The following is a 19,367-nucleotide window of genomic DNA, read 5'->3' as shown; positions in this document are numbered from 1 at the left end:
GGGGTGAGAAAGCGTCCGGGGCCTTGTGCTTCGGGCGCTTTTTCTTTGCTGAGGTTAAAATGCAAGGAGTTTTCAACTGACAAGGGCGAGAAAGGCATCATGGTTATGACACCGCGAACTACATCGGAGATGTACACCGGCCGCTAGCGGCTGGCGGTTCGCGCCTGCACGAGATTCACTCGACCCCAACAAAGCGCGGACCCGGCTCCGCGCTTTTTTGCTTTTGGGGGATGGCGCACCCCCTGAGAAATATTTTTAGGAATCCCATGATCCACATTACGCTTCCCGATGGTTCGCAACGCGAGTATCCCGGTCCGGTCACCGTGGCCGAAGTGGCTGCATCGATAGGCACGGGCCTTGCCAAGGCTGCACTGGCTGGCAAGGTTGGCACGGGCGACGACGCCAAGGTGGTGGACACCAGCTTTGTGATCGACAAGGACATGCCCCTGTCCATCGTGACGGCCAAGGATGCAGATGGCCTGGACGTGATCCGTCATTCGACGGCCCACTTGCTGGCCTATGCCGTCAAGGATCTGTTTCCTGACGCCCAGGTCACCATCGGCCCCGTCATCGAGAACGGCTTCTACTACGACTTCTCGTACAAGCGTCCTTTCACGCCCGAGGATCTGGTCGCCATCGAAAAACGCATGGCCGAGCTGGCTGCCAAGGACGAGCCCGTGGTGCGCCGCGTGCTGCCGCGCGACGAGGCCGTGGCCTACTTCAAGGGCATGGGCGAGAACTACAAGGCCGAGATCATCGCCAGCATCCCCTCGAACGAGGATGTGAGCCTGTACCGCGAAGGCGGTTTCGAGGATCTGTGCCGCGGCCCGCACGTGCCGAGCACCGGCAAGCTCAAGTTCTTCAAGCTGATGAAGGTGGCTGGCGCCTACTGGCGCGGTGACCATCGCAACGAGATGCTGCAGCGCGTGTACGGCACGGCCTGGGCTACCAAGGACGACCTGCAGCAGTACCTGCACATGCTGGAGGAGGCCGAAAAGCGCGACCACCGCAAGCTGGGCCGTGAACTGGATCTGTTCCACATCGACGAGCATTCGCCAGGCACCGTGTTCTGGCATCCGAAGGGTTGGGCTTTGTGGCAAGAGGTCGAGCAGTACATGCGCCGCGTGTACCGGGACAACGGCTACCAGGAGGTCAAGGGTCCGCAGATCCTGGACAAGACCCTGTGGGAGAAGACCGGCCACTGGGACAAGTACCGCGAGAACATGTTCACGACCGAGTCGGAAAAGCGCGACTACGCGCTCAAGCCGATGAACTGCCCCGGCCACATCCTGATCTTCAAGCAGGGCATCAAGAGCTACCGCGACCTGCCGCTGCGCTACGGCGAGTTCGGCCAGTGCCACCGCAACGAGCCCACGGGCGGCCTGCACGGCATCATGCGCGTGCGCGGCTTCACGCAGGATGACGGCCACGTCTTCTGCACCGAAGACCAGATCCAGCCCGAGGTGCTGGCCTTCACCACGCTGCTGCAAAAGGTCTACGCGGACTTCGGTTTCAGCGACATCATCTACAAGGTCGCCACGCGCCCCGAGGCGCGCATCGGCTCCGATGAAAGCTGGGACAAGGCGGAGGCCGCGCTGATCAACAGCCTGGAGGCTTCGGGCTGCGAGTACGTGATCTCGCCCGGCGATGGCGCGTTCTACGGTCCCAAGATCGAGTACACGCTCAAGGACGCCATCGGTCGCCAGTGGCAGTGCGGCACCATCCAGGTCGACTTCTCCATGCCCGAGCGCCTGGATGCGGAATACGTGGGTGAAGACGGCGATCGCCATCGCCCCGTGATGCTGCACCGCGCCATCGTCGGCAGCCTTGAGCGTTTCATCGGCATCCTCATCGAGCAGCATGCCGGTGCCATGCCGACATGGCTGGCTCCTGTTCAGGCGGCCGTGCTCAATATCACTGACGCGCAGGCGGACTATGTGCGGGAAGTCGCGCAAAAGCTGCAAAAAGCATTTCCGAATCAAGGCCTTAGGGTGGCGACAGATCTGCGCAACGAAAAGATTACGTATAAAATACGGGAGCATTCGTTGCAAAAGCTGCCTTACATCCTTGTTGCAGGCGACAAGGAAAAGGCCGCTGGTGCAGTGGCAGTGCGCGCACGGGGCAACAAGGACCTCGGAGTGATGTCGGTCGACGCGTTCATTGAACTCGTGGCCAAGGACATCGCGGCGAAGGCCTGACGGAGCATCTCCAAAGGCGTTAGCCGTTTGGCGTGTACTGCACACAAGCGGCTACGCTGTTGTAGCAACTTAAATCCAAGGGTGAGAACCATAGCTACTGAATTTCGTGATCGGCGCCACCGTGAAGAGCGCAAGCATCGTCTCAACCGTGAAATCATGGCGCCTGAAGTGCGTCTGTCCGGCCCGGAGAACGAGCCGCTGGGCATCGTGCCTCTGCAGGAAGCGCTGCGCATGGCGGGCGAGTTGGACGTGGACCTGGTGGAAATCGCCGCCACGGCCACTCCGCCTGTCTGCCGGTTGATGGACTATGGCAAGTTCAAGTACCTTGAACAGAAGAAGGCTGCCGAAGCCAAGGCCAAGCAGACCGTCATCGAAATCAAGGAAGTGAAATTCCGCCCAGGTACCGACGACGGCGACTACAACATCAAGCTGCGCAACATTCGCCGATTCCTGGCCGATGGTGACAAGTGCAAGATCACGCTGCGTTTCCGCGGCCGTGAAATCACGCACCAGCAGATCGGTCTGGACCTGCTGAACCGTCTGCGTGACGATCTGGCGGATTCCATCCAGGTGGAGCAGTTCCCCAAGCTGGAAGGCCGCCAGATGGTGATGATGATCGCCCCTGCGCGCAAGAAGCCCACAGCTGGCGGCAAGCCGGCAGAAGTTTCTGCTGCACCTGCGGTGGCTGATAAGGCATAATCGCGGTTTCGCCCTTCGTTGAGGGGCGACAGAATTTGCAGGCCGTGCGCGAGTCGATTGCGCGGGGCGTGCGATGCAAGGGACATGGTTTCCATGTCCCTTGTTCTTGCCGGCCTCCGGGCTGGCACAGAAGTGTCTCGGGGCCAGCAAGTGCGCGCAGTGTTGCGAGCCGCCTCACGAGCACAAACAACAGGAGCATTCAAATGCCCAAAATGAAGACCAAGAGCAGCGCGAAGAAGCGTTTTCGCGTTCGTCCCGGTGGCACCGTCAAGCGCGGTCAAGCCTTCAAGCGTCACATCTTGACCAAGAAGACCACCAAGAACAAGCGTCACCTGCGTGGTGCAGTGTCTGTGCATGAGACCAACATGGGCTCTATCGCACAAATGCTGCCGATGGCTGGCCTGTAATTCACTGACGAACAAGGAGAAAACACATGCCTCGCGTCAAACGTGGTGTAACGGCCCGCGCCCGTCACAAAAAAGTTCTGGCCCTTTCCAAGGGTTTCCGCGGCCGCCGCGGCAATGTCTTCCGCATCGCCAAGCAGGCGGTGATGAAGGCTGGGCAATATGCCTACCGTGACCGCCGTGCCAAGAAGCGCGTGTTCCGCCGTCTGTGGATCGCCCGTATCAACGCCGCTGCACGTGAACTGGGCCTGACCTACAGCCAGTTCGCCAACGGCCTGAAGAAGGCAGCCATCGAGATCGACCGCAAGATGCTGGCCGATATCGCGGTGCACGACAAGGCTGCGTTTAGCAGCATCGTTGATCAAGTCAAGGCCAAGCTGGCTGCTTGAGATAACGGTCTGCGGCCATCCTCGTGATGGTCTGCAGCGCAAACAGCAAGGGCTAGGGCTTGAAAAGGCTGCTAGCCCTTGTTTCTTTTCACAGTCGATAAAGAGTCGATATGAACGAGTTGGATTCTCTGGTCGAGAGCGCGCAGCAGCTGTTCGCGCAGGCACAAACCCCCGCTGATCTGGAAAACGCCAAGGCGCAGTTTCTGGGCAAGTCGGGCAAGGTGACCGAGCTCATGAAGGGCATGGCGCAGCTTTCCGTCGAAGAGAAGAAGTCGCGCGGAGCCGCCATCAACGTGGCCAAGCAAGGCATCGAGGCCGCGCTGACCGCGCGCCGCAAGGCCCTGGCCGATGCCGAACTGCAGGCCCACCTGAAGGCCGAGGTGCTGGATGTGACCTTGCCGGGCCGCCGCCGTGGCCAGGGCGGCCTGCACCCCGTGTCGCTGACGCTGGAGCGCATCGAGGGCATCTTCGGCTCCATGGGTTTCGATGTGGCCGAGGGCCCCGAGATCGAGTCCGACTGGTTCAACTTCACGGCGCTGAACACGCCGGAAGACCATCCTGCCCGTTCCATGCACGACACCTTCTACGTGGAAGGCGGCACGGAGCAGGCTCCCAATCTGCTGCGCACGCACACCAGCCCGATGCAGGTGCGCCACGCTGTGCAGCACGTCAAGAAATACCGCGAGCGACTGGACGCCGGCCAGGGCATGCCCGAGATCCGCGTGATAGCGCCGGGCCGCACCTACCGCGTGGACAGCGATGCCACTCACTCGCCCATGTTCCACCAGTGCGAAGGCCTGTGGATTGGCGAGAACGTCAGCTTCAAGGACCTGAAGGTGGTCTTCACCGACTTCTGCAAGACCTTCTTCGAGAGCGACGACCTGGTGCTGCGCTTTCGCCCCAGCTTCTTCCCCTTCACCGAGCCCAGCGCCGAGATCGACATCCAGTTCCAGAGCGGCCCGCTGGCCGGCCGCTGGCTGGAAGTGGCCGGCTCCGGCCAGGTGCACCCCAACGTGGTGCGCAACATGGGGCTGGACCCCGAGAAGTACATCGGCTTTGCCTTTGGCATGGGTCCTGACCGCCTGACCATGCTGCGCTATGGCGTCAACGATCTGCGTCTGTTTTTTGACGGCGATATCCGCTTCCTGTCGCAATTCCGTTAGAAATGGATCGCCCCCTGAGGCGCTGCGCGCCATCCCCCTGGGAGGGGGACGACGCCCTCGCCGCGAGGCGGCTCTTGCTCGGCGTCTCCGGCCTGAACCACGCCAGTCGCATGGTCAGGCTGTTCGGGGGCTTGGAATGAGAGTCGTCAATACGTTCATGGGGTCCGCCAGCGCCGCGGCGCGCGGACCGAACCAACGCCAAAGAGTCTGATATGCAATTTCCCGAATCCTGGCTGCGCGAGTTCTGCAATCCGCCGCTGACCACCCAAGAGCTGGCCGACATCCTGACCATGGCCGGCCTGGAGGTGGAGGAGCTGGAGCCCGTGGCACCGCCGTTCACCAAGATCGTCGTCGGCGAGATCAAGGCTGCCGAGCAGCATCCCAATGCCGATCGCCTGCGCGTGTGCCAGGTCGATGTGGGCGGGCCCGAGCTGCTGACCATCGTCTGCGGCGCGCCCAATGCGCGCGTGGGCATCCGCGTGCCTTGCGCCATGGTTGGGGCCGAGCTGCCACCCGGTGAAGACGGCAAGCCCTTCCTCATCAAGATCGGCAAGCTGCGCGGCGTGGAGAGCTTCGGCATGCTGTGCTCGGCACGCGAACTCAAGCTGTCCGAGGACCATGGCGGCCTGATGGAGCTGCCGCTGGATGCGCCCCTGGGCCAGAACATCCGCGAATACCTGAACCTGGATGACACCCTGTTCACGCTCAAGCTCACGCCCAACCTGGCGCATTGCCTGAGCGTCTATGGCGTGGCGCGCGAAGTGGCTGCGCTGACCGGTGCGCCGCTCAAGCCCCAGTCGTTCACGCCTGCTGCGGTGGGTGTGCAGGACAGGCTGGCCGTGAAGATCGAGGCGCCCGACCTGTGCGGCCGCTTCTCGGGCCGCGTGGTGCGCAACGTCAACACCCAGGCGAAGACGCCGCAGTGGATGGTCGATCGCCTGGCGCGCTGCGGCCAGCGCAGCGTGGCGCCGCTGGTGGACATCTCCAACTATGTGATGTTCGAGCTGGGCCGCCCCTCCCACATCTTTGACCTGGACAAGATCCACGGCGGCCTGCAGGTGCGCTGGGGCAAGGAAGGCGAGCAGCTCAAGCTGCTCAACGGCAACACCGTCACCGTCGATGGACAGGTGGGCGTGATCGCCGATGAGCGCGAAGTCGAATCGCTGGCCGGCATCATGGGCGGCGACGCCACGGCCGTGTCCGACGACACGCGCCACATCTACATCGAGGCGGCCTTCTGGTGGCCCAAGTCGATTGCCGGCCGTTCGCGCCGCTACAACTTCTCCACCGATGCGGGCCACCGCTTCGAGCGCGGCGTCGATCCCGAGCTGACCGTCGAGCACATCGAGCGCATCACGGAACTGGTGCTGCAGATCTGCGGCACGCCCGAGACCGTCTGCGGCCCCGTCGACGACCAGCAGGCCAACATGCCCCAGCCCAAGCCCGTCACGCTGCGCGTGGCGCGTGCGGCCAAGGTCATCGGCATGCCGCTCACGCAGCAGCAATGCCACGATGCGCTGGCCGGCCTGGGCCTGCCGGTGGAGCAGGGCGATGGCGTGCTCACCGTCACGCCGCCCAGCTTCCGCTTCGATATCAACATCGAGGAAGATCTGATCGAGGAAGTGGCGCGCATGGTGGGTTACGAGAACCTGCCCACGACCAAGCCGCTGGCGCCCATTGCGCCCAAGCTGCGCGCCGAAAACCGCCGCAGCCAGTTCGCCGTGCGCCGCGCGCTGGCCGATCTGGGCTACCAGGAAACCATCAACTTCAGCTTTGTGGAAGCCGCGTGGGAGAAGGATCTGGCCGGCAACGCCAATCCAATCCAGCTGCTCAACCCCATCGCAAGCCAGCTCAGCGTGATGCGCTCCAGCCTCATCGGCTCGCTCATGCAGGTGCTCAAGTTCAATGCCGACCGCAAGGCCGAGCGCGTGCGCGTGTTCGAGCTGGGCCGTGTCTTCCTCAAGGATGACAGCGTTGTTGACAGCGACACCACGGTCAAGGGCTTCTACCAGCCCATGCGCGTGGCGGGCCTGGCCTGGGGAGCTGCCGAGCAGCTGCAATGGGCTCGTGGCGAGACCAAGGTCGACTTCTACGACGTCAAGGGCGATGTCGAGGCGCTGCTGGCGCCGCGCAAGCCCGTGTTCGAGCCGGCCGAGCATCCGGCCATGCACCCGGGCCGCTGCGCACGCGTGCTGCTCGATGGCCAGTCCATCGGCTTCATCGGCGAGCTGCATCCCCAGTGGCGCCAGCAATGGGATCTGGCCCAGGCGCCCGTGCTGTTCGAGCTGGAGCTCGATGCCGTGCTGGCGCGCGAGGTGCCGGTGTTCAAGCCCGTGGCCAAGCACCAGGCCGTGGAGCGCGACATTGCCGTGGTCGTGAACGAAAAGACCACGCATGCCCAGCTCATGCAGGCGGTGGAAGCTGCCCAGACCGGCGGCCTGCTGCGCTCTGCCGTGCTGTTCGATGTGTTCCGTCCCAAGGCGCTCAAGGCCGGCGAGACAGCGGCACCGGGCGCGCTGGCGCAGGACGAAAAGAGCCTGGCCGTGCGCCTGACGCTGGGCCATGACGACAGCTCGCTGACGGATGTGCAGATCGAGCAGGCCGTGCAGGCCGTGCTCGAGCAGCTGCAGCAGCGTCTGGGTGCGCGCCTGCGCGCATGATGGAGGGTGCATGCCGTGAAAGGAGATCCTGTGATGGAACTGGCGGTGGAAAGTCTTGATTCGCCTGCGCTGACCAAGGCGCAGCTGGCGGATCTGCTGTTCGACGAGATCGGCCTGAACAAGCGCGAATCCAAGGAAATGGTGGATGCGTTCTTCGAGCTGGTCTCGCAAAGCCTGGTGTCGGGCGAGGATGTGAAGCTGTCGGGCTTCGGCAACTTCCAGATCCGCACCAAGGCGCCGCGTCCGGGGCGCAATCCGCGCACGGGCGAGGCCATTCCGATCGAGGCGCGCCGCGTCGTGACCTTCCATGCGAGCAGCAAGCTCAAGGAGCAGATCCAGGAAGGCACATCGGGCTCCCAGGCCTGAGGAAAGCCTGCCCGGGCCTGCATGGCCAGCTGTCGCCAGCCTGTCTGCCTCGCGGTGGATGGGCTGTTTTTACGACAGGGTGCTGGCCTGCAGGCGAGCTGTGCAGTAGGCTCGGCCTTCTTCCCGGATCGGCGCCCGCGCACCAGCGGCATTGCACATCCTGACTTCATCCACATTTGCCATGGCTTCACTTCTGCCCCAGATTCCCGCCAAGCGCTACTTCACCATCGGTGAGGTCGCGGATCTGTGCGACGTCAAGCCGCATGTGCTGCGCTACTGGGAGCAGGAGTTCACGCAGCTGCGCCCCATGAAGCGGCGCGGCAACCGCCGCTACTACCAGCACCATGAGGTGCTGATGATCCGGCGCATCCGTGAGCTGCTCTACGAGCAGGGCTTCACCATCAATGGCGCGCGCAACCGCCTGCGTGAGGCCTCGGGGTCTGCCGTGGTTCCCGCGCTGCAGGCCGGTGTCGCGGTGTCGGCGCCGGCTGCCGCGCCGCTGCTCGGTGGCGATGCCGCGGCCAGCGTTCCGCTGGAGCCGGAGGCCGTGCGCGAGGAGCTTTTGCAGATTCGTGCGCTGCTTTCTATTTGAGAGCAAAAAGCTGTATATAATTGAATTCTTCGGCGTGTAGCGCAGCCTGGTAGCGCACTTGCATGGGGTGCAAGGGGTCGCGAGTTCGAATCCCGCCACGCCGACCATAAATGAATACGGACCACAGCTTCTGGCTGTGGTCCGTTTTTCTTTGTGCCATTGCCAACCGCTACCAACCGCTGAAGGGGAGCGGCCGTTGCGCAGGAATCAACCCTCAGCGCAGGTTGCAAGCAGCCATTGCCGGAAGGCTGCCAGCGCCGGCAGTGTCGCGTTCCTCTCGGGATAGACCAGGTAGTAGCTGCGCTGGCTGGGGATGGCGTCTCCCACCACATGCAGCTCACCGCGCGCTATCTCCTCTTCCACCAGTACCCGTGGCACCAGGCCCACGCCCATGCCTGCCAGCACGGCCTGTATCAGGTGCGAGGTCAGCTCGAAGCTCGGCCCTATCCGCATCTGCCGGTGATCGAGCCGATAGTGCGTGAACCACTCGCTCCAGGCCTGCCGGTTGCTGGCCACCGTGAGCAGCACCTGCTGGCCCGCCCAGTCCGGCGAGGCTGCTGCCTGCCCGGCCTGCTGCAGCGCCTGCGGGCTGGCCACCGCCACCAGAAACTCGTGGTACAGGCGATGCGCGGTCAGCCCGGACCAGTCTCCCGTGCCCACGGTGATGGCGGCGTCTATCTCTGCGCTGTCGAAGTCGATATCGCCGATGCGCGAGTGGATGTGCATCGTCACCCCGGGCTGCGCCTGGTAGAAGCCATGCAGGTGCGGCAGCAGCCATTTGGAGCCGAAGGTGGGCAGGGTGGCCAGGTTGAGGGTGCCACCGCCGGACTGGCGTGACATGGCCTGCAGGGTGGCGCTGCGTATGCGGCCCAGCGCGGCGCCCAGGTCGATGAAGTAGCGGCGCCCCACATCAGTCAGGCGCACCGTGCGGCCCTCGCGGCGGAACAGGCTGATGCCCAGCTGCGCCTCCAGTGTCTGCACCTGCCGGCTGATGGCGCTCTGGCTGAGCGACAGCTCCTCGGCCGCTCGCGCATAGCTTTCGTGGCGCGCGGCCGCCTCGAAGACCAGCAGCAGGGACATGGAGGGCGTCAGGCGTCGGTAATTCATGAGTTTTATGCAGTGTTCGCGGTTGCAATTTTCGTTTGTTCCAGAGGGAGAGTGTAGAGATACTTGCGGCCATGGTCGGCCTGAAATCGTGTATTGCATGCATGGATTTTCTGAGCTGATCGCCAGCAACAAATCTCCCCACCTTGCCTTCCATGTCGATTGCCCCACTGCCTCACGCCAGCGCCCCCGTGCCTGCCCAATACCTTGAGTTTCTTGAAGCGTTGAAGGCCGCCGGCTTCGAGGGCGACGTGGACACGGACCATGCCAGCCGCACCGTGCTGGCCACGGACAACTCCATCTACCAGCGCATGCCGCAGGCGGCCATCTACCCGCGTCACGCCGAGGATGTGGCCAGGGCGGCGCAGGTGCTGGCGCGGCCTGAGTTCCGCGATGTGGTGCTGACACCGCGCGGCGGCGGCACGGGCACGAACGGGCAGTCGCTCACGCATGGCGTGACCATGGACTTGTCGCGGCACATGAACGGCATCCTCGAAATCAATGCCGAGCAGCGCTGGGTGCGCGTGCAGGCAGGCGTGGTCAAGGACCAGCTCAACGCCGCGCTCAAGCCATACGGACTGTTCTTTGCGCCCGAGCTGTCCACCTCCAACCGCGCCACCATCGGCGGCATGATCAACACCGATGCCAGCGGGCAGGGCAGCTGCACCTATGGCAAGACGCGCGACCACGTGCTGGCGCTGGACTTCGTGCTGCTGGGCGGCGAGCGCCTGCACAGCGCGCCGCTGGATGCTCAGGCGCTGGAGCGCATGTGCGCCGATTCGGGGCGCATCGGCAAGGTGCACCGCACGGCGCGGCGCATCAGCGAGGACCAGGCGGAGTTGATCGAGGCCAGATTCCCCAAGCTCAACCGCTGCCTCACCGGCTATGACCTGGCCCATCTGCGCGAAGGCGACGGGCGCTTCAACCTCAACAGCGTGCTGTGCGGCGCCGAAGGCTCGCTGGGCTTCGTGGTGGAGGCGCGGCTCAACGTGCTGCCCATTCCCCGCTACTCGGTCCTGGTCAACGTGCGCTACGCGGGCTTCATGGACGCGCTGCGCGATGCGCGCGCGCTGATGGCACACCGGCCGCTGTCCATCGAGACGGTGGATTCCAAAGTGCTGCTGCTGGCCATGAAGGATTTCGTCTGGAGCAGCGTGGCCGAGTACTTCCCGCAGGACGGCCAGCGCCCCACGCTGGGCATCAACCTGGTGGAATTCAGCGGCGACGATCCGCAGGAGGTCGATGGCCGCGTGCAGGCCTTCATCGCGCACCTGGGCGCGGATACCTCCGTGGAGCGGCTGGGCCACACGCTGGCGGCCGGCAATGCAGCGGTGCACCGCGTCTATGCCATGCGCAAGCGCGCCGTGGGCCTGCTGGGCAACGTGGCGGGCGAGGCGCGGCCCCAGCCCTTTGTCGAAGACACGGCCGTGCCGCCCGAGAACCTGCCCGAGTTCATTGCCGAGTTCCGCGCGCTGCTGGACAGCCACGGCCTGCAGTACGGCATGTTCGGCCACGTCGATGCCGGCGTGCTGCATGTGCGCCCCATCCTGGACATGAAGAACCCCGTGGACGCCGCCCTGGTGCGCCCCATCTCCGACGCGGTGGCCGAACTCACGCAGCGCCATGGCGGCCTGCTGTGGGGCGAGCACGGCAAGGGCCTGCGCTCCGAATATGTGCCGGCCTTCTTCGGCGAGCTGTATCCCTCGCTGCAGCAGCTCAAGGCCGCCTTCGACCCGCACAACCAGCTCAACCCCGGCAAGATCGCCACGCCGCCGGCCAGCAAGACCTTGCTGCTAAAGGTGGACGGCGTCACCACGCGCGGCGAGCTGGACCGGCAGATCGACGAGCGCGTATGGCAAAGCTATGGCGCGGCCATGCACTGCAACGGCAACGGCGCCTGCTACAACTTCGACCCGGACGACGCCATGTGCCCTTCCTGGAAGGCCACGCGCCAGCGCGTGCATTCGCCCAAGGGTCGGGCCTCGCTGATGCGCGAATGGCTGCGCCTGCAGGGGCAGGCCGGCGTGAACGTGCTGGAGGTCGCGCAGCGGCCCCAGCCCTTTCTGTCCAGCCTGGCCGCGCGCTGGCGCAACAGCCGCGCGGCGCGCCGCGGCGAGGCCGATTTTTCGCACGAGGTCTATGACGCCATGGCCGGCTGCCTTGCCTGCAAGTCCTGCGCCGGGCAGTGTCCCGTCAAGGTCAACGTGCCCGAATTCCGCTCGCGCTTTCTGGAGCTCTACCACCGCCGCTACCTGCGGCCCGTGCGCGACTACCTGATCGGCTCGCTGGAGTTCACCATGCCCTGGCTGGCGCGCATGCCCGCGCTCTACAACGGGGTGATGGGCTCGCCATGGATGCGCGATGTGCTCAGCCGGCGCATCGGCATGGTCGATGGCCCGCTGCTGAGCCGGCTGGACCTGGCAGCCACCTTGCAGCAATGGAAGGTGCGCGCGGCCGATGCGCAGGCGCTGGCCGCGCTTTCGCCCGAGCAGCGCGCGCGCAGCGTGGTGATCGTGCAGGACAGTTTTACCCGCTACTTCGAGACCGGCCAGCTGCAGGTGCTGATCGAGCTGGCCGCGCGCCTGGGGTTCCAGGTCTGGCTGGCGCCGCTGCTGCCCAATGGCAAGCCGCTGCATGTGCAGGGATTCATGGGCGCCTTTGCCAAGGCGGCCATCCGCAATGCCGCGCAGCTGGTGCAACTGGCTCAGTCCGGTGTGGCGCTGGTGGGGCTGGACCCGGCCATGACGCTGGCCTATCGGCAGGAATACCTCAAGGTGCCGGGTATGGGCGAGGTGCCCAAGGTGGCGCTGCCCCAGGAATGGCTGCAGCAGGTGCTGCCCGAGGCGCGCACGAACGAGGGCAGTGCAGGCACTGCGTACCGCCTGCTGCCCCATTGCACCGAAAAGACCAACGCGCCCGACAGCGGCAAGCAGTGGGCACAGCTCTTCGAGCGACGGGGCCTGCGCCTGAGCGTGGAGGCCACGGGCTGCTGCGGCATGTCGGGCACCTACGGGCATGAGGCGCGCAACCTCGAAACCTCCAAGACCATCTATACCCAGTCATGGGCCCGGCAGATCGAAGGCAAGCAGGAGCTGGGCGAGCCGCTGGCCACCGGTTACTCCTGCCGCAGCCAGGTCAAGCGCCTGTCCGCACGACAGGTGCGCCATCCGCTGGAGGCCTTGCTGGACCATGTGCGCGCCACGCATCAGGGGTGAGAAGATGCGGGGGGCTGAACGTCGCCATTTCAGGAATTTGCAGACATTTTTGAAAAATCTCTGCTTTTTCCCTGAAGGCCCGTTTTTAGTCCCTATAATTCAATGCTTCGGCGTGTAGCGCAGCCTGGTAGCGCACTTGCATGGGGTGCAAGGGGTCGCGAGTTCGAATCCCGCCACGCCGACCACAACGCAAAGCTCCTGACGGAAACGTCAGGAGCTTTTTGCTTTGTACGTTCGATTTTGCGCGCGAATGTGCCTTGCGGCGAAGGGCTGGTGCAGTTCCGCCAGGCGGCTCCCTCGCGGATGGCGAGGGCAGCCAGCGCAGAAAACTCCATGCACCGTGAAGATGCGCCGCCAGGTCTGGATGCGTAAGACCTGCACCTACAATGGCGTCTTTTGTAACTGACGATTTCTTCCTGGTCTCGCACATGATGGATGGACTGATTACCGGCAGACTCACCGGTACGCCCGAACACCGCAGCGACCGCAATCGGCGCCCCTTCATGGTGGCCCGCGTGCGTTCCGAGGCATCCGATGGCACTTCCATCCCGGTCAACGTGGTTGCATTCGACGCCCAGGCCTGCGAGGTGCTGCGCAATCTGATCGAAGGCGATGCCGTGGCGCTGCGGGGCAGCTTCACGCCCAAGGTCTGGATAGACCGCCAGGAGCAACCCCATCCCGTACTGGATGTCGTGGCCCACCAGGTGATGGCAACGCCCGAGTTCCAGGACCGCTGACGCCCGCGCTGCGGCGCCGGTTGTGAGCTACTGAAAAAACTGTCTAGCCGCAGTGTGCCGGTACGGTCGCCGCGCGCTGTGTTGGCGCTACAGTGTGCGCCTGTGTTTTTGACAGGTTACAAGGAACCGCATCCATGCCCACCAAGCGCCATTTCCTCCGCCGCACGCTCACGGCCGCCGCGATTGCCAGCACCGCCGCCATGACCCTGCTGGCCATGCCCGCGCAGGCGCAGGACAAGCCCATCAAGGTCGGCGTCACGGCCGGCCCGCACGCCCAGATCATGGAGCAGGTCAAGAAGGTCGCCGAGAAGAACGGCCTGAAGATCCAGATCGTTGAATTCGGCGACTACGTGCAGCCCAATGCCGCGCTGTCTGCCGGTGACCTGGACGCCAACAGCTACCAGCACCGCCCCTACCTCGACGCCCAGGTGCGCGACCGCGGCTACAAGATCGGCTGGGTGGCCGACACGGTGAATTTCCCCATCGGCATCTATTCCAAGAAGATCAAGCAGCTGGCCGACCTGCCCCAGGGCGCCAAGTTCGGCATCCCCAACGATCCCACCAACGGTGGCCGCGTGCTGCTGCTGCTGCAGGCCCAGGGCCTGATCAAGCTCAAGGAAAGCGCGGGCCTGAAGGCCACGCCGCTGGACGTGGTCTCCAACCCCAAGAAGCTGCGCTTCGTGGAGCTGGACGCAGCCCAGCTGCCACGCTCGCTGGATGACCTGGACGCCTCGGCCATCAACACCAACTTCGCGATCTCGGCAGGCCTGAACCCCAAGACCGATGCCATTGCGCAGGAAGCCGCCAAGAACCCCTATGTGAACATCCTGGTCGCGCGCGATGCCGACAAGGGCAAGCCCTGGGTGGCGCAGCTGATCAAGGCCTACCACTCCGATGAAGTGCGCCAGTTCATTGATGTGCAGTTCAAGGGGTCGGTGATCCCTGCGTTTTGATAGGAAGCACCCCCTGAGCGGCTGACGCCGCTTCCCCCTCTCTCGCTTCGCGGGAGGGGGACGACACCCTCGCTGCGGGGCGGCCCTTGCTCGGTGTCCCTCGCTATGTGTTGCGCCGGTTTCGGTCGCCGTGTTCAGTGCGAGCGAGGGCTGAATTGCAAAAGCTGCCATTGGCAGCTTTTTTTCATTCTCCCAGTACCCTGAAGTATTCGGTCAGCGGTGCGCGGGTGGTCTGGGTGCGGTTGACGGGGGCGGCCTCGTCGGGCCAGCCCAGGGCCAGGCCGCAGACGATGTGCTCGCCGGGCGCAAGGTCGAGCACGCGGCGAACGGTGTCGGGGTAGGAGGCCAGGGCGCCGATGGCGCAGCTGCCAAGGCCCTGGGCGGCTGCGGCCATTTGCAGGCCGTACAGGGTCATGCCCAGGTCCATGTAGCCGCCTGCGCCGAAGCGGGCGTCGATGCTCACGACCAGGGCCACGGGCGCATCGAAGAAGCGGTAGTTGCGGCCGAACTGCGCGTCGCGCCCGGCGCGGTCCTCGCGGGCCACGCCCAGGGCGCTGTACAGGGCCTGGGCCGACGCCACCTGGCGCTTGCGCAGCGCCATGGGCATGGGGCGGGGGAAGTAGCCGTAGTCCTCGCGCTCAGGTGCTCCGCCTTGCCAGTCGGCCAGCAGCGCCTGTGTGAGTGCGCCGCGCAGGCTGCCGCGCACCTGGATGAACTGGCCTGGCTGCAGGTTGCCGCCGCTGGGCGCCCGGCGGGCCGATTGCAGCAACTGGTGCAGCAGCGCGTCCGGCACAGGATCGGGCCGGTAGGCGCGCACGGAGCGGCGCGCGTGCACCAGGGCCTCATGCGCATCGCCAAAGGGAAGGGTGTCGGACGGTGGGTTGGCGGACATGGGAAATGCGGAGTCCATGGATTCAAAGCGCCTGCACCAGGCAGGCCGCGCCTATGCCGCCAGCCCCTGCAATGGCGGCCAGGCCCAGGGCCGGTCTGTGGGCTGCTGGCGTGCGGTGCAGGTCTGAGAGCATGCGCACCAGCGCAACCGCGCCCGATGCGCCTATGGGATGGCCGCGCGCCAGGCCACCGCCGCCAGCGTTGAGCTGCTGCAGCGGCAGGCCCAGGGTTTCGGCAAAGGCCAGGGCCTGCACGGCGAAGGCATCGTGCAGCTCCACAGCCTGGAGCTCTGCCGCAGTCAGGCCAGGCAGCTGCAGCGCTGCGGCTGCACGCTCCAGCACCTGCTGGGCCGCCAGTGCGGCGGCGACCAGCGGTGTTTCGGGCGCATGGCCCAGCGAGGCACTGGCCACCCAGCGGGCGCGTGGCTGCAGGCCCAGGCGTGCACAGGCCTGCGGCGTGGCCAGCAGCACCAGGGCGGCGCCATCGGCCTTGGGCGAGATGGTGGGTGTGCTCAGCGCATGGCGCTGGCGTGCATGGGCGTCAACGGCGCCACCCGCTTCGGCCACCACGGGCATGCGGGCAACGCGGGCCGGGTTCAAGGCGCGCGGATAGGCGTCGTGGTCCAGCCCGGCCAGGGGCACGATCTCTTGGGCCAACCGGTCGCGGTGCGCGAGCGCCAGCGCGTGGCTGTGGATGGCATGGGCCTCCTGAACGGCGCGGGTGATGCCGTGGGCCAGCGCGTGGTCGGCGGCCGATTGCAGCAGGTCCGGGTCACGTGCGGGATCGGGGGCGAAGGCGGGGCGTTCAAAGGGCACGGGCAGCTCGCCTGCATGGCGCGGGCGCGTCTGGCGGATGGGGGCACGGCTCCAGGCCTCGGCACCACCGGCCACCACGATATCGGCCTGGCCCGACAGCAGCAGGCCTGCAGCCAGGGCCACGCTGTCCAGGCCCGAGCAGCACTGGGTATCCACGCTGTGGGCCGCGCAGCGCTCCGGCAGGCCCGCAGCCAGGGCCAGCATGCGGGCCGGGTTGCCGCCTGCGCCCAGGGCGTTGCCTAAGACCACGGCATCCACGGCCCGGGCAGGCAGGCCGGCCCGGGCCAGCAAGGCCTGGAGCACGGGCGCGCCCAGCTCGTGCGCGGCAAATTCGCGCAATGCACCGCCCACGGGGGCGACAGGGCTGCGCGCCCAGGCCAGGATGACGGGGGCGTCGTGCGGGTTCATGGCAGGGGCAGCAGTGCGGGTTCGCTGGGCAGTGCCTGGCCAGTGGCCGTGGCGGTGGCAGTGGCCGCCAGCGCGCGCGCCAGACGGCCGTGGTCGGTCTTGCCGCTGGCGGTCTGCGGCCAGTCGGTGCAGCTCCACCATTGGCGCGGCAGCTTGTAGCTTTCCAGCCGGTCGCGCAGCCAGGCCGCCAGCGCCTGTGCGGAGCCTGCGGGCGCGGCGCCGTGCCATTGCACGACGGCGTGCACCTGCATGCCGCGCAGCGCGTCGGGCAGGCCTTGGATGGAGACCTGGGCCACGCCCGGGTGCGCGGCCAGCAGGGTTTCGACTTCTTCGGGGAACAGGTTCTTGCCCTGGGTGACGAGCATGCGGCTCTGGCGCCCGGCCAGGCACAGCTGGCCGCCGGCATCGATATGGCCCATGTCGCGCACGGACAGCCATTCGCCGTCGCGCAGCGCGGCCGTGCCGTCGCGCGCCTCGCCCACATAGTCCATGAACAGCATGGGGCTGCGCATGTAGATCAGGCCGTCCTCTCCCGGCTGCAGGGGCTGGTCGCCGGGCTGCTGCGTGGCGGGGCGGATCTGCAACTGCACATTGCTGAAGGGCCGGCCCACGGCCTGGGGCGGGGCCTGTTCGTCGGCCTCCATCCAGGCGATGAAGCTGGCCTCCGAGGCGCCGTAGAACTCGATGATGCGTGCGCGCGGAAACAGCGCGCGCAGGGCTGGGGTCTGGGCGCGCATCCAGCGCGCGCCGCTGATCATGATCAGTTCCACCTCGGGGATGGGCGCCAGCGCGCGGTGTGCGGCCCATTGCAGCATCAGCAGCAGCTGGCTGGGCACGGCGACCAGGCAGGGCGCCTCGCCGCGCGCCAGGCTGGCCAGGCAGCGTGCTGCCGAGAACCGCTCCTGCACCACGGCGCCTTCGCCGCACCACAGGCCCTGCATCACGCCGAACAGGAACAGCGAATGCGAGATGCGCCCGGGCGCCATGGTGCGCTGCGCGGCCACGGCGCCGAAGTCCTGCAGGCAGACGCGAAAGCTCTCTGTCCACGAACGGTGGTGGCGCATGAAGCCCTTGGGCAGCCCGGTGCTGCCCGAGGTGAAGCCGGTGTAGAAGGCGCCGGTGGCCGTGGCCTCGGCCAGAGCGCTGGGCGCCGTGGGCAGCCAGCCCTCGATGCGGCTGCGCACGGCCTCGGGCCAATCAGGATCGGCCACGGCGGCGCAGCGGCCGCTGTGCAGGATGGCGAGGAATTCGACGATGGCATCCACGGTGCTGGCGCTGCCGCCCGTGTCCACCAGCAGCATCTCTGGCGCCTGGCCGGCCACCAGCGCGGCCGAGCGCTGCAGCACGGCGGCATGCAGCGCGGCAAAGCTCCATTGGCCGGCCTCGCTTTGCAGCGCCATCGCATCGGGGCGCTGCCGCGCCCAATGCTCAAGCGGGCCATGGACCAGGGTCCACGGGTGCTGCAGCGGCGCGGCCAGCGGATGACGCGCGGATGGCTCAGCCATGCTGGCGGCCTCCGAACGGCCAGTCCGGCATGCCGCGCGCCACCGTGTGCACCACCAGGGCGCACAGCACGCACTTGACCAGATCGCCGGGCACGAACAGCAAGGTGGCCATGAAGGCCTGCGACAGGCTGAGCTTGGCCATCAGCATGAGGCCCAGCACGCCGAAGGCATGCAGGGCCACCAGCCCGCCCAGCGCCGAGGCCGCAAAGGCGCTGAGCGCCGCGCGCCGGGGAGAGCCCTGGGGCAGCGCACGCATGACCAGGCCGGCAATGCAGGCCGCCAGCGGGTAGCCCAGCAGGTAGCCGGCCGAGGGCGCCATGAAGACGGCAATGCCGCCGCGCCCGCCCGACAGCAGGGGCAGGCCCACGGCCACGGCTGCGAGGAACAGCAGCATGGACTGCATGCCGCGCCAGGGGCCGAGCATCACGCCGGCCAGCATCACGCCCAGCGACTGGATGGTGATGGGCACGCCCAGCGGCAGGTCGATCTTGGGAATCAGGCCCATGACCGCCATCAGCGCCGCGAACAGCGAGACCTGGGCCATGGAGCGCGCCGAGGCGCGTGAGACGGTGGAGGGAGCGGTCATGGAGAGTTCTCGCTGTCGGTCAGGAAGGGCAGTTCAGCAGGGCAAATCGGAAGGGCAAATCGGCAGGGCAGGCCTCAGCGGCCCAGGCGCGCCCACAGCGCATCGGACACGCGGCGCGTGGCCTGCAGCATGTGGATGGTCAGCGGCGCAATCAGGCGCAGGCCGCCGGCGCGGCCCGTGCGCAGCCGGTGGGCATCGTCCATGCGCTTCCACTGCACGAAGAAATGCTCGGTGAAACGCAGCATCAATGCCAGCTGCAGGGCCACCTGTTCGGGGGAGATGCCGATGCGCTCCAGCGGCGCCAGCAGCCGCTCCAGCACATCGACCAGATCGCTGGGGCGCGTGCTCACGGTCAGCGCCATGCCCAGCGTGGAGGCGCAGACCAGGCGCAGCGCGCTGGCGGCGGCCAGGGCGTAATGCTGCATCCACACATGGAAGGCAGCCACCAGCAGGGCGGCCACGGTGACCGACAGCATGAGCCGCCGTGCGCCCTCGGTGGCGCGGCCCAGCGACAGCCACAGCAGGCCGCAGGCGGCGCCGGCCATGGCCAGCAGCCACGGTGAATCGATGAGGAACAGGCCCGTTCCCAGCAGCGCCATGAGCAGCAGCTTGCGGCCCGCACTCCAGGCATGGAGCCAGCTGGTGTATTCACTGTAGAGGCTTCCCATGGCGGCCGGCTCCT

17 protein-coding genes and 2 tRNA genes are annotated in these 19,367 nt (G+C 66.2%); 13 read left to right on the top strand and 6 right to left on the bottom strand.

Annotated elements, in window-relative coordinates:
* Window positions 1–266: 266 nt before the first annotated feature.
* The 9 genes from thrS (at window position 267) to ACN20X_RS21120 (ending at window position 8,578) form a co-directional block, all read left to right on the top strand.
* Window positions 267–2,198 (top strand): threonine--tRNA ligase, encoded by a 1,932-nt coding sequence (gene thrS, locus ACN20X_RS21160; RefSeq protein ID WP_016448317.1) that lies wholly within the window; start codon window positions 267–269, stop codon window positions 2,196–2,198.
* An 81-nt stretch (window positions 2,199–2,279) separates the two neighbouring features.
* Window positions 2,280–2,897, top strand: coding sequence for a translation initiation factor IF-3 (infC, locus tag ACN20X_RS21155; RefSeq protein ID WP_012206414.1), 618 nt, complete (start codon window positions 2,280–2,282; stop codon window positions 2,895–2,897).
* A 203-nt stretch (window positions 2,898–3,100) separates the two neighbouring features.
* Entirely contained in the window at window positions 3,101–3,304 is a 204-nt protein-coding gene (rpmI, locus tag ACN20X_RS21150) for a 50S ribosomal protein L35 (RefSeq protein ID WP_012206413.1), read from the top strand.
* 26 nt (window positions 3,305–3,330) lie between these two features.
* The gene (rplT, locus tag ACN20X_RS21145) at window positions 3,331–3,690 is read left to right on the top strand and encodes a 50S ribosomal protein L20 (RefSeq protein ID WP_012206412.1); all 360 of its coding nucleotides are present in this window, start codon (window positions 3,331–3,333) and stop codon (window positions 3,688–3,690) included.
* A gap of 110 nt (window positions 3,691–3,800) precedes the next feature.
* The gene (gene pheS / locus ACN20X_RS21140) at window positions 3,801–4,853 is read left to right on the top strand and encodes a phenylalanine--tRNA ligase subunit alpha (protein WP_012206411.1); all 1,053 of its coding nucleotides are present in this window, start codon (window positions 3,801–3,803) and stop codon (window positions 4,851–4,853) included.
* Between the two features lie 212 nt (window positions 4,854–5,065).
* Window positions 5,066–7,513, top strand: a complete 2,448-nt coding sequence (gene pheT / locus ACN20X_RS21135; protein ID WP_016453296.1) for a phenylalanine--tRNA ligase subunit beta — start codon at window positions 5,066–5,068, stop codon at window positions 7,511–7,513.
* A gap of 33 nt (window positions 7,514–7,546) precedes the next feature.
* Window positions 7,547–7,879, top strand: a complete 333-nt coding sequence (locus ACN20X_RS21130) for an integration host factor subunit alpha (protein WP_016448314.1) — start codon at window positions 7,547–7,549, stop codon at window positions 7,877–7,879.
* Between the two features lie 181 nt (window positions 7,880–8,060).
* Window positions 8,061–8,471, top strand: coding sequence for a MerR family transcriptional regulator (locus ACN20X_RS21125; protein ID WP_016453295.1), 411 nt, complete (start codon window positions 8,061–8,063; stop codon window positions 8,469–8,471).
* Window positions 8,472–8,501: 30 nt separating this feature from the next.
* Window positions 8,502–8,578, top strand: a tRNA-Pro gene (locus ACN20X_RS21120).
* 100 nt (window positions 8,579–8,678) lie between these two features.
* Here ACN20X_RS21120 and ACN20X_RS21115 read toward each other — a convergent pair.
* Entirely contained in the window at window positions 8,679–9,677 is a 999-nt protein-coding gene (locus ACN20X_RS21115) for a LysR substrate-binding domain-containing protein (protein WP_080649852.1), read from the bottom strand.
* A gap of 53 nt (window positions 9,678–9,730) precedes the next feature.
* Here ACN20X_RS21115 and ydiJ point away from each other — a divergent pair, with 53 nt between their 5' ends.
* The 4 genes from ydiJ (at window position 9,731) to ACN20X_RS21095 (ending at window position 14,480) form a co-directional block, all read left to right on the top strand.
* On the top strand, window positions 9,731–12,790 hold the full coding sequence (gene ydiJ / locus ACN20X_RS21110; protein ID WP_473209856.1) for a D-2-hydroxyglutarate dehydrogenase YdiJ: 3,060 nt from the start codon (window positions 9,731–9,733) through the stop codon (window positions 12,788–12,790).
* A gap of 108 nt (window positions 12,791–12,898) precedes the next feature.
* Window positions 12,899–12,975: transfer RNA gene (locus tag ACN20X_RS21105), tRNA-Pro, on the top strand.
* Between the two features lie 201 nt (window positions 12,976–13,176).
* Complete coding sequence (locus ACN20X_RS21100) at window positions 13,177–13,527, top strand: single-stranded DNA-binding protein (RefSeq protein ID WP_012206405.1); 351 nt, start codon at window positions 13,177–13,179, stop codon at window positions 13,525–13,527.
* A gap of 134 nt (window positions 13,528–13,661) precedes the next feature.
* Window positions 13,662–14,480 carry a MetQ/NlpA family ABC transporter substrate-binding protein gene (locus tag ACN20X_RS21095; protein ID WP_016448274.1) on the top strand — a complete coding sequence of 273 codons (819 nt, stop codon included), beginning with the start codon at window positions 13,662–13,664 and terminating at the stop codon, window positions 14,478–14,480.
* 184 nt (window positions 14,481–14,664) lie between these two features.
* Here ACN20X_RS21095 and ACN20X_RS21090 read toward each other — a convergent pair whose 3' ends face one another.
* The 5 genes from ACN20X_RS21090 to ACN20X_RS21070 all read right to left on the bottom strand — a co-directional run bounded on the left by ACN20X_RS21090 (window position 14,665) and on the right by ACN20X_RS21070 (window position 19,353).
* Window positions 14,665–15,390, bottom strand: a complete 726-nt coding sequence (locus ACN20X_RS21090) for a nitroreductase (RefSeq protein WP_016453292.1) — start codon at window positions 15,388–15,390, stop codon at window positions 14,665–14,667.
* A gap of 4 nt (window positions 15,391–15,394) precedes the next feature.
* On the bottom strand, window positions 15,395–16,594 hold the full coding sequence (locus ACN20X_RS21085; protein WP_016453291.1) for a thiolase family protein: 1,200 nt from the start codon (window positions 16,592–16,594) through the stop codon (window positions 15,395–15,397).
* Window positions 16,591–18,099, bottom strand: a complete 1,509-nt coding sequence (locus ACN20X_RS21080) for an AMP-binding protein (RefSeq protein ID WP_016453290.1) — start codon at window positions 18,097–18,099, stop codon at window positions 16,591–16,593. Before ACN20X_RS21080 ends, ACN20X_RS21085 begins: the two co-directional genes overlap by 4 nt.
* Window positions 18,092–18,685: a biotin transporter BioY gene (locus ACN20X_RS21075; RefSeq protein ID WP_016448270.1), complete on the bottom strand. Its 594-nt coding sequence runs from the start codon at window positions 18,683–18,685 to the stop codon at window positions 18,092–18,094. The genes ACN20X_RS21080 and ACN20X_RS21075 overlap by 8 nt, the downstream gene beginning before the upstream one ends.
* Window positions 18,686–18,759: 74 nt before the next feature.
* On the bottom strand, window positions 18,760–19,353 hold the full coding sequence (locus ACN20X_RS21070; RefSeq protein WP_016453289.1) for an energy-coupling factor transporter transmembrane component T family protein: 594 nt from the start codon (window positions 19,351–19,353) through the stop codon (window positions 18,760–18,762).
* Between the last annotated feature and the right edge of the window lie 14 nt (window positions 19,354–19,367).

It is taken from the genome of Delftia sp. PX-1 (genome assembly GCF_055797465.1).
Note: the sequence above shows the minus strand (reverse complement) of the source record. Positions and strands in the feature narration are given on the sequence as shown.

What these genes read in the sequence shown, in the direction of transcription:
- ACN20X_RS21100 (WP_012206405.1), top strand. Translation starts at nt 13,177, where the DNA reads ATGGCGTCTTTTGTAACTGACGATTTCTTCCTGGTCTCGCACATGATG.
- ACN20X_RS21115 (WP_080649852.1), bottom strand. Translation starts at nt 9,677, where the DNA reads ATGCAATACACGATTTCAGGCCGACCATGGCCGCAAGTATCTCTACAC.
- rplT (WP_012206412.1), top strand. Translation starts at nt 3,331, where the DNA reads ATGCCTCGCGTCAAACGTGGTGTAACGGCCCGCGCCCGTCACAAAAAA.
- ACN20X_RS21085 (WP_016453291.1), bottom strand. Translation starts at nt 16,594, where the DNA reads ATGAACCCGCACGACGCCCCCGTCATCCTGGCCTGGGCGCGCAGCCCT.
- ACN20X_RS21070 (WP_016453289.1), bottom strand. Translation starts at nt 19,353, where the DNA reads ATGGGAAGCCTCTACAGTGAATACACCAGCTGGCTCCATGCCTGGAGT.
- pheT (WP_016453296.1), top strand. Translation starts at nt 5,066, where the DNA reads ATGCAATTTCCCGAATCCTGGCTGCGCGAGTTCTGCAATCCGCCGCTG.
- thrS (WP_016448317.1), top strand. Translation starts at nt 267, where the DNA reads ATGATCCACATTACGCTTCCCGATGGTTCGCAACGCGAGTATCCCGGT.
- ACN20X_RS21095 (WP_016448274.1), top strand. Translation starts at nt 13,662, where the DNA reads ATGCCCACCAAGCGCCATTTCCTCCGCCGCACGCTCACGGCCGCCGCG.
- ydiJ (WP_473209856.1), top strand. Translation starts at nt 9,731, where the DNA reads ATGTCGATTGCCCCACTGCCTCACGCCAGCGCCCCCGTGCCTGCCCAA.
- ACN20X_RS21090 (WP_016453292.1), bottom strand. Translation starts at nt 15,390, where the DNA reads ATGGACTCCGCATTTCCCATGTCCGCCAACCCACCGTCCGACACCCTT.
- pheS (WP_012206411.1), top strand. Translation starts at nt 3,801, where the DNA reads ATGAACGAGTTGGATTCTCTGGTCGAGAGCGCGCAGCAGCTGTTCGCG.
- ACN20X_RS21125 (WP_016453295.1), top strand. Translation starts at nt 8,061, where the DNA reads ATGGCTTCACTTCTGCCCCAGATTCCCGCCAAGCGCTACTTCACCATC.
- ACN20X_RS21130 (WP_016448314.1), top strand. Translation starts at nt 7,547, where the DNA reads ATGGAACTGGCGGTGGAAAGTCTTGATTCGCCTGCGCTGACCAAGGCG.
- ACN20X_RS21080 (WP_016453290.1), bottom strand. Translation starts at nt 18,099, where the DNA reads ATGGCTGAGCCATCCGCGCGTCATCCGCTGGCCGCGCCGCTGCAGCAC.
- rpmI (WP_012206413.1), top strand. Translation starts at nt 3,101, where the DNA reads ATGCCCAAAATGAAGACCAAGAGCAGCGCGAAGAAGCGTTTTCGCGTT.
- ACN20X_RS21075 (WP_016448270.1), bottom strand. Translation starts at nt 18,685, where the DNA reads ATGACCGCTCCCTCCACCGTCTCACGCGCCTCGGCGCGCTCCATGGCC.